Annotated in this window: 9 protein-coding genes; 6 read left to right on the top strand and 3 right to left on the bottom strand. The window is 69.6% G+C overall.

All coding sequences use genetic code 11. The features are described from left to right. The first annotated feature begins 10 nt into the window (after positions 1 to 10). The 3 genes from HMPREF0591_RS09885 to HMPREF0591_RS09895 are packed head-to-tail and all read left to right on the top strand — an operon-like array spanning position 11 to position 1,536. Positions 11 to 241 carry a hypothetical protein gene (locus HMPREF0591_RS09885; RefSeq protein WP_050789994.1) on the top strand — a complete coding sequence of 77 codons (231 nt, stop codon included), beginning with the start codon at positions 11 to 13 and terminating at the stop codon, positions 239 to 241. Positions 242 to 298: 57 nt separating this feature from the next. Continuing rightward, positions 299 to 703 carry a DUF4267 domain-containing protein gene (locus HMPREF0591_RS09890; protein ID WP_007168362.1) on the top strand — a complete coding sequence of 135 codons (405 nt, stop codon included), beginning with the start codon at positions 299 to 301 and terminating at the stop codon, positions 701 to 703. Between the two features lie 5 nt (positions 704 to 708). Continuing rightward, the gene (locus tag HMPREF0591_RS09895; RefSeq protein WP_007168363.1) at positions 709 to 1,536 is read left to right on the top strand and encodes an LLM class F420-dependent oxidoreductase; all 828 of its coding nucleotides are present in this window, start codon (positions 709 to 711) and stop codon (positions 1,534 to 1,536) included. Between the two features lie 2 nt (positions 1,537 to 1,538). On the opposite strand, the gene HMPREF0591_RS09900 is transcribed toward HMPREF0591_RS09895, so the two are convergent. Then, the gene (locus HMPREF0591_RS09900; protein WP_007168364.1) at positions 1,539 to 3,002 is read right to left on the bottom strand and encodes a protein adenylyltransferase SelO; all 1,464 of its coding nucleotides are present in this window, start codon (positions 3,000 to 3,002) and stop codon (positions 1,539 to 1,541) included. Positions 3,003 to 3,023: 21 nt separating this feature from the next. Continuing rightward, on the bottom strand, positions 3,024 to 3,593 hold the full coding sequence (locus tag HMPREF0591_RS09905) for a hemerythrin domain-containing protein (protein ID WP_007168365.1): 570 nt from the start codon (positions 3,591 to 3,593) through the stop codon (positions 3,024 to 3,026). A 324-nt stretch (positions 3,594 to 3,917) separates the two neighbouring features. Here HMPREF0591_RS09905 and HMPREF0591_RS09910 point away from each other — a divergent pair, with 324 nt between their 5' ends. From HMPREF0591_RS09910 to HMPREF0591_RS09920, 3 genes are all read left to right on the top strand, one after another. Further along, a complete protein-coding gene (locus tag HMPREF0591_RS09910; RefSeq protein ID WP_007168366.1) occupies positions 3,918 to 4,880 on the top strand; it encodes a hypothetical protein in 963 nt (320 codons plus the stop codon). Positions 4,881 to 5,031: 151 nt separating this feature from the next. Beyond that, entirely contained in the window at positions 5,032 to 5,955 is a 924-nt protein-coding gene (locus tag HMPREF0591_RS09915; RefSeq protein ID WP_007168367.1) for an HpcH/HpaI aldolase/citrate lyase family protein, read from the top strand. A 22-nt stretch (positions 5,956 to 5,977) separates the two neighbouring features. Then, complete coding sequence (locus HMPREF0591_RS09920; RefSeq protein WP_007168368.1) at positions 5,978 to 6,673, top strand: mycothiol-dependent nitroreductase Rv2466c family protein; 696 nt, start codon at positions 5,978 to 5,980, stop codon at positions 6,671 to 6,673. A 7-nt stretch (positions 6,674 to 6,680) separates the two neighbouring features. On the opposite strand, the gene HMPREF0591_RS09925 is transcribed toward HMPREF0591_RS09920, so the two are convergent. Next, positions 6,681 to 7,758: HNH endonuclease (locus HMPREF0591_RS09925; RefSeq protein WP_007168369.1), on the bottom strand; the 1,078-nt coding region annotated here is incomplete at its 5' end.

A 7,758-nucleotide genomic window follows, 5' to 3' on the forward strand; every position in this document is an offset into this window, starting at 1 on the left:
TCGGCGCGCCATGCGATACCGGGTCAGGGTCGGGGCCCTGGTCGAGTCGGCGCTGTGGCTGGCGATTCCCTATTTGTGCATCGGGTTCGTGTGGACGGTTTTCCACGCGGAAGAGGCCGCGCGAATTCAGGAGCGGGTGGCAGCCGTGTTCCCGGTGGCAGCCGATGCCGTGGCCTTCGGCCTGACCACCGCCCTGTGGCCGGCGTCCATACCGATCGCGCATGCGTGCCCCGCCCCGTGACCGGTTGTTGGGGTGAAGCCGTGCGCGAGAGCGCGGTGAGCTCCTAGGCTGCCGAGCATGTCAATCGACCGAGCGGCACTACTGGCGGGCACCATCCGACTCACCTCCGGCGTCTGGTTTCTCGTCGACCCCCTGACCGCGAACCGATTCTGGGGCGACCCGGGGGAGCCGACCCCGACGGCGCGACTGTTGTTGCGCTCGATGGGATATCGCGACGCGTTGATCGGGGGGATGCTCGCGGCGTCGGCGTTGCGCGGCAAGAACACCCGCGGCTGGTTCCTGGCGTCGGGCGGCGCCGACGCGGCCGACCTGCTCGGCGGCATCAGCGTCCACAACGAGCTGAAGCCGTCGCAGCGGATCATCGGCCTGGGCGGCGCCGTCGTCGGCATCGGCGTCGGGCTCTGGGGCGCGGCCCGACCGCGGCGAAGCGGTGGCCGGGACACGGCGGATGCGGTTGACTGAGCACCATGGGCCTGGGCGTACTGACGTTTGTAACCGACGAGGGCATCGGCCCGGCGGACCTGGGGCGGGCGCTCGAGCAGCGTGGTTTCGAGTCGCTGTTTCTCGCTGAGCACACCCACATTCCGGCCGGCGACGTAACCCCCTATCCGGCGGGCGGTCCGATCCCGCCGAAGTACTACCGCACCCTGGATCCGTTCGTCGCGCTGACGGCCGCCGCCGCCGTCACCGAACGGCTCGTCCTGGGCACCGGGATCGCGCTGGTCCCGCAGCGCGACCCCATCCACTTGGCGAAGGAAGTGGCGTCGCTGGACCTGCTGTCGCAGGGGCGATTTCGGTTCGGCGTGGGGGTGGGCTGGCTGCGCGAAGAGATCGCCAACCACGGTGTCGACCCCAGGGTCCGCGGTCGGGTGGCCGACGAGCGGCTGGACGCGATGGTTCAGATCTGGACGCGCGAAGAAGCCGAATTCCACGGCGAGTTCGTGAACTTCGACCCCATCTACAGCTGGCCCAAGCCGGTGCAGAAACCCTATCCGCCAATGTATTTCGGCGGCGGCCCCGCGGCTTTCCCGCGCATCGCCCGGTTGCATGCCGGCTGGTTGTCGATGACGCCCTCGGCGAAGGTGCTGGCTCCCCAACTCGAGCAGCTGCGCGATGTGGCCGGCCCCGACGTGCCGGTGATCAGCTTCCATGGTGGCGCGCCGACGGCCCAACAGTTGCAGGGCTACCTCGCCCTCGGGGTGGAACATCTGTTGGTGGAACTGCCGACGGAGCCGCGGGATGAGACGCTGCGCCGCCTCGACGAGTTTCGCACCGAGTCCGCGAAGCTAACGTAACGCTAAGTGCCGCAGAACGTTTGGTAGTTGCCGAAGTCCTCCGGGGCCGGGTCGGCGTAGCGTTCCAGGCCCGGCCGTTCGTCATAGGGCGAGGTCACCGCGGCGAGGAGCTGTTCAAGCGGGCCGAGATCGCCCGCCGTGGCCGCCGCCAGGGCCTCCTCGACCAGGTGGTTGCGCGGGATGTAGACGGGGTTGGCCCGGTCCATCACGTCGGCGTCGGGGCGCAGCGCGCGCCAGCGCGACAGCCACGCGTCGAAGCCGGCGAGGTCGACGAACAGCCCGCGCGCGGGTTCGGCGTCGCCTCGCGCCGCTCGGCTCAGGCCGCGGAAGAACGAGGTGTAGTCGACGTGGCTGTCCTTCAGCAGGGCGAGCAACTCGTCGCTGAGCGCCTTGACGCTTTGGGCGTCGACGTCCGCGGACAGCCCCAGTTTGGCGCGCATACCGGACGACCACACCGCGTCGTACTCGCGCTGGAAGACCCCGAACGATCGCTCCGCGAGCGCGACCGCCTCCTCGACGTCGTCGGACAGCAGCGGAAGCAGCGTCTCGGCGAAACGCGCCAGGTTCCAGCCGGCGACGACGGGCTGGTTGCCGTACGCGTAGCGGCCCCAGAAGTCGATCGAACTGAAGACGGTCTCGGGGTCGTAGGCCTCCATGAAGGCGCACGGTCCGTAGTCGATCGTCTCGCCGGAGATCGTCACGTTGTCCGTGTTCATCACCCCGTGGATGAACCCGATCAGCATCCACCGCGCCACCAGCGCCGCCTGGACGGCCACCACCCCCTCGAACAACGCGAGGTAGGGGCGTTCGGCGTCCGCGGCGGCGGGGTGATGGCGCGCGATCGCGTGGTCCGCCAACCGCCGCAGCAGGCCGACGTCGCCGGTGGACGCGGCGAACTGGAAGCTGCCCACCCGCAGGTGGCTGCTGGCCACGCGGGCCAGCACGGCCCCCGGCAGTTCCGCCTCGCGCAACACCGGCCGGCCGTTACCCACGACGGCCAATGACCGGGTCGTCGGCACGCCGAGCGCATGCATGGCCTCGCTGACGATGTACTCGCGCAGCATCGGCCCCACCGCGGCCAGCCCGTCGCCGCCGCGCGCGAACGGCGTCGGCCCGGAGCCTTTCAGGTGGATGTCGCGCAGGCCCCCGTCGTCGCCGACGAGCTCGCCGAGCAGCAACGCGCGGCCGTCGCCCAACCGGGGCACGAAGCCGCCGAACTGATGCCCGGCGTAGGCCTGCGCCACCGGTACGGCGGTGTCGGGGACCAAGTCGCCCACCAGAAAGCGCAGCCCGTCGGGGCCGCGCAGCCAGCCGGCGTCCAGCCCGAGTTCGGCCGCGAGTTGCTCGTTGAGGGCGAGCAGCCGCAAGTCCGCCGGCGCTTCCGCGCGCCAGCGGACCGCCATTTCCGGCACTGCCCGGAAGAAGCGGTCTTGCAGCACAACGGTCTTATCCGGGGCGACACTCACCTCGACAAGCCTACGGAAGCGTTACGAGCCGAGCGCCTGCCCGATGAGGTCGCGGGCGCGGTCGAGCATCGACGCGAACGGTCCGAGGGCGAAGTTCAACTTCGCCGATTCCACGCCGGGATGTGGGTGCGTGGGCGCGATGGCCTGAGCCGCCCGCACCGCCGCGCCCATTCGCTTGAGGTCGGCGTCGTCGACCTCCCGCTGCAGGATCGGGAACTCCTCGCTCTCCTCCTGGTGGGCGTGGTCGAGCACGGCTTGCCGCAGTTTGGCGACCTCGTCGATGAACTCCTGCGAGGTGATGTCGAGCTTTTCGATGCTCGACAGCAGCTCCTTGGCCTCATGCTCCTCGTTGAGCCGGGCGTCGACGATCGCGTCGCCGGCGTCGGCCTCGCGGCGCACGCGGGGGTGCACCACCATTTCTTCGGCCGTCTCGTGCACGGCCAGCAGCTGGCGCAGCGTTGCGAACGGCTTTTCGCGCGCCTCGGGGTCCGTCGCGTGCAGCACCTCGTCGAACATGTCCTCGATGAGGTTGTGCTGTGCTTTCAAAAATGCGACGACTTCGTCGGGCGATTGGACAATCATGTCGGCCATCGCCGATACCTCCAGTTTTCGGGGAAAGCACGCACTGCGGGCTGTGTGCGGCTTGCCGAGGCATACCCCCTGCGCAGACGCCTAAACGACGGGCCGGGGTGCCCGCGCGGGCCGGGACTTTGTTTGGGGCACAACTCGGTTCTTGCCTGCGGCGCCGGGCGCATTATCGTTGTCCGCCAACGTCATTTGCGTTCCGCGGCCCAGTGAAAGCGATCTGCGTCACAGGGCGGGCAGCGATGTTATCTACGGGCGGGCGAACGGGTAGCCGTGAGAGAGGCGCTTTCGTGCCGATCCAAACAATCAACGCAGGAGGCGAATTCTTCGATGACTTCATCGGACAAGACGACGGTGCTGGCGCAGTTGCGCGCGCTTCACCAGCTGACCAATACCGAGATCCAGGTGGCCGAGACCCGCATCGCGCAGGCGCGCACCGAGGCCGTCCAGCGTGAGCTGACGCAGAACGCGTCGAATGCGCGCGATCGCTCCGAGGCGATCGAGAAGGCGATCCGCGGCCTCGGCGGTGTCCCGGACATCGTCGGCCCCTTCCTGGGTCGCGCCGCCGCGGCGGTCAAGGCCCTGACGGAACAGGCGCAACCGTTCGACGAGGCACTGCTCGGTGACCTCGCGCTGGAAGACCAGCTGCTCGACCGGGCCCGCTACCTCAAGGCCCTGGCCGTCGCCGCCGAACTTCCCGACGTCGAGAGCCTGGCCAACCGGCTGATCACCGCTCACTCGGCGACCGTCGATTGGCTGACGACCGTGCTGGCCGAGGACGCGCTCGGCGGCCCGGCGGCGCTGCGTCGCACGCCACTGCAGGCGGCGGCCGGCACCGCGGTGAAACTGGTGAACCTGCCGGTCGAATGGTCGGTCCGGGGGGTCGACCGGGCCGCGGACGCGCTGCGCTCCGCCCGGCCGACGTTCAACGAGCTGGTGAGCCGCAGCACCCACGCCGGTGACGTGGCCACCCGGGCGCTCGCCGCGTCGCGCAACGCCGCTCTCGAGGCGGCCGAAAAGGTCACCCGCAACGAAGGTGCCCGGCAGACCGCCGACGCGCTGCACGCGGCCCGCGCCGCCGTCGGAGTGCTGGACGCCGACGAGCTGCCCATCGCCAACTACGACGAGCTGAACGTCAGCGAGGCCGTGGCCGAGGTGAAGGAACTGGCCAACCCGAGCGACGTGCGGGCGATCATCGCCTACGAAGAGGCGAACAAGAACCGCCAGCGGGTCGTGTCGGCCGCGCAGACGCGCGTCGCCGCGATCGCGCAGGAGGTCGTCGGGATCAACTAGCCGAAGATCAAACGCCAGGCCGCCCGGGCGAGGTCTCGATCCGCCCGGGCGGCCTAGTCGTTTTCGTGTCCAGGGGGCACGCCGAACCGCCTGCTTCGGGGCATCGCTACGGTTAAGGCACCAGCCCGACAGCGACAACCGTGAGAGACGAATGTACGACCAGGTCAACACCAGCGCGACGGATCCCGACGACGTCATCGGGTATCGCATCGATCCCGTTCTGGCGCGGAGTTGGCTACTGGTCAATGGTGCGCACGCCGACCGGTTCCAGTCCGCGGTGCACTCCCGGGCCGACATCGTCGTATTCGACATCGAGGACGCCGTCGCGCCCAAGGACAAGCACACGGCCCGGGACAACGTGGTGAGTTGGCTGGGCGCCGGCAACACCGACTGGGTCCGCGTCAACGGCTTCGGCACCCCGTGGTGGGCGGACGACCTCGCCGCCCTGGCCGGCACGCCGGTCGGCGGGGTGATGCTGGCGATGGTCGAGTCGGTGGACCACGTCACCGAGACCGCGCAACGGCTGCCCAACGTGCCGATCGTCGCGCTGGTCGAAACGGCCCGCGGCCTCGAGCGCATCACCGAGATCGCCGCGGCGAAGGGCACATTCCGGCTCGCCTTCGGCATCGGGGACTTCCGCCGCGATACCGGGTTCGGCGAGGACCCGGGCACGCTGGCCTACGCCCGGTCGCGCTTCACGATCGCCGCCAAGGCGGCCAGCCTGCCCAGCGCCATCGACGGGCCCACGATCGGCTCCAACGCGCTGAAACTGATCGAGGCCACGGCGGTCTCGGTCGAATTCGGGATGACCGGCAAGATCTGCCTGACCCCGGACCAGTGCGCCGTGGTGAACGAGGGCCTGTCGCCATCGCAAGACGAAATATCCTGGGCCAAAGAGTTTTTCGCCGAGTTTGAGCGTGACGGGGGAGAGATCCGCAACGGCTCGGACCTGCCCCGGATCGCGCGGGCCACGAAGATCCTCGAGTTGGCCCGCGCCTACGACATAGAATCGTCGGACTTCGACGACGAGGAACGGGACCATTCGCCCGCGCCGTCGGACACCTATCACTACTGAGCGGCGGAACGCGGGGTCCGAAATGAGCGTTGTGGTGGATTTTCACTTCGACCCGATGTGCCCGTTCGCCTACCAGACGTCGTTGTGGATCCGCGAGGTTCGCCAGCAACTCGGCATCACGGTCGACTGGCGATTCTTCAGCCTCGAGGAGGTCAACCGGTCGGAGGGCCAGAAGCACCCGTGGGAGCGGGAGTGGTCCTATGGCTGGTCGCTGATGCGCATCGGCGCGCTGCTGCGCCGCACGGACATGTCGCTGCTCGATCGGTGGTACGCAGCGATCGGGCATGAACTGCACACGCTGGGCGGCAAGCCGCACGACCCGGCGGTCGCCCGCCGCCTGCTGAGCGACATCGGCGTCGAGGCAGCGGTTTTCGACGCGGCGCTGGACGATCCGACGACCCACGACGAGATCCGCCGTGAGCACCAACGGGTCATCGACGCCGGCGGCTATGGGGTGCCGACCCTGTTTCTGTTGGGTCAGTGCCTGTTTGGCCCGGTCTTAGTGGACCCGCCGACCGGGCCCAAGGCCCTGACGCTGTGGAACGTCGTCACCGGCATGGCGGAGCTGCCCCACGTGTACGAGCTGCAGCGGCCCAAGTCGCCCGCCGATTCCGAGCTGATCGGCCGCACGCTGCGCCCCTACCTCGATGGCCGCGACTGGGTCAGCATCAATCGTGGCGAGGTCATCGACGTCGAGCGCCTCACCGGCCAGGCTTGACGGCCCCCTAGGCCGCATGTCGCGCGAGCGACACCCCCACCCGGATTTCCAGCTCGCTGACAGTGATCGTCGGGGCGCGCGGCGGAGCGGCCGACCGGTAGCTCTTGCCCGTTGGTGTCGTGAATAGCGCTGTGTGGGTGCGGTTTTCGTCGACCGTCGTCGTGACCCGCCACCCCGCGCTTTCCTTGACGTAATTGCAGTTCTCGCACAGGCCCAGACCGTTGTCCGCGGTGGTCGCGCCACCGTCGGCCCACGGCTGTGCGTGGTCGCGGTGCCGGACCGGCGCGTCGCAGTAGGGCGTGCGGCAGCGTTGATCGCGCAGCCCGATGAATGCGGCCAGCCCACGCGGAAAGATGCGCGATCGCGACTCCATGGCCACCAGCGCCCCGGTCCGGGGATGCGCATAAAGCCGGCGCAGGGTCGCCCGCGAGCGTCGGTCGGCGACGGCGCTGCCGACCATCGCGCGCGCGACCGCGGCGGGGATGGGGCCGTAGCCGGCGATGTCGGCCGGCGCGTGGTCGCCGCCGAGCAGCGTCTGGTCGGACAGCACCAGGTTGACCGCGATCGGGCTGGGGACCGCGGCGCTGCGGCCGGTGACCCGTTCGACCAGCGTGTCCGCCATGACCTGACCGCGTGAACGCCCATCCCCGCGCGTATCCGCTTCCCGGCGCAGCGCGGCGTACACCGAAACCCCTTGAGCCACCGGCAGTAAGGCGGTGAGGTAGGTCATCGTGTCGGGTGCGGGACGGATGGTGACCGTGCGTTCCTGCTCCGCCCTGGCCGCGCGCTCGACGACGGCGTGGGGATCCAACCGGTAGGCGATCGCCTTCGCGGCCGCGGCCACCCGCGCATCGCCCATGCCGCTCAGACTTGCCGGGTCGGCGCACAACTCCGCGTCCAACGCGCGCCGATCCTCGACGTCCAGGCACGCGCTCTCGCGGACGATCAGCGTCGCCCGCCACTCCGACAACGCCCCGCGCTCCAGCGCCGCCAGCGTGTGCGGCATCTCGCACACGAGGGCCTTCGCGAAGCCCAGATGCCGGCCACCCCGGGCGGGGGAATCCCGCCGCGCCAGCGCGACCTCG

This window comes from Mycobacterium parascrofulaceum ATCC BAA-614 (assembly GCF_000164135.1).
In the GTDB taxonomy this organism is placed as follows: Bacteria; Actinomycetota; Actinomycetes; order Mycobacteriales; family Mycobacteriaceae; genus Mycobacterium; species Mycobacterium parascrofulaceum.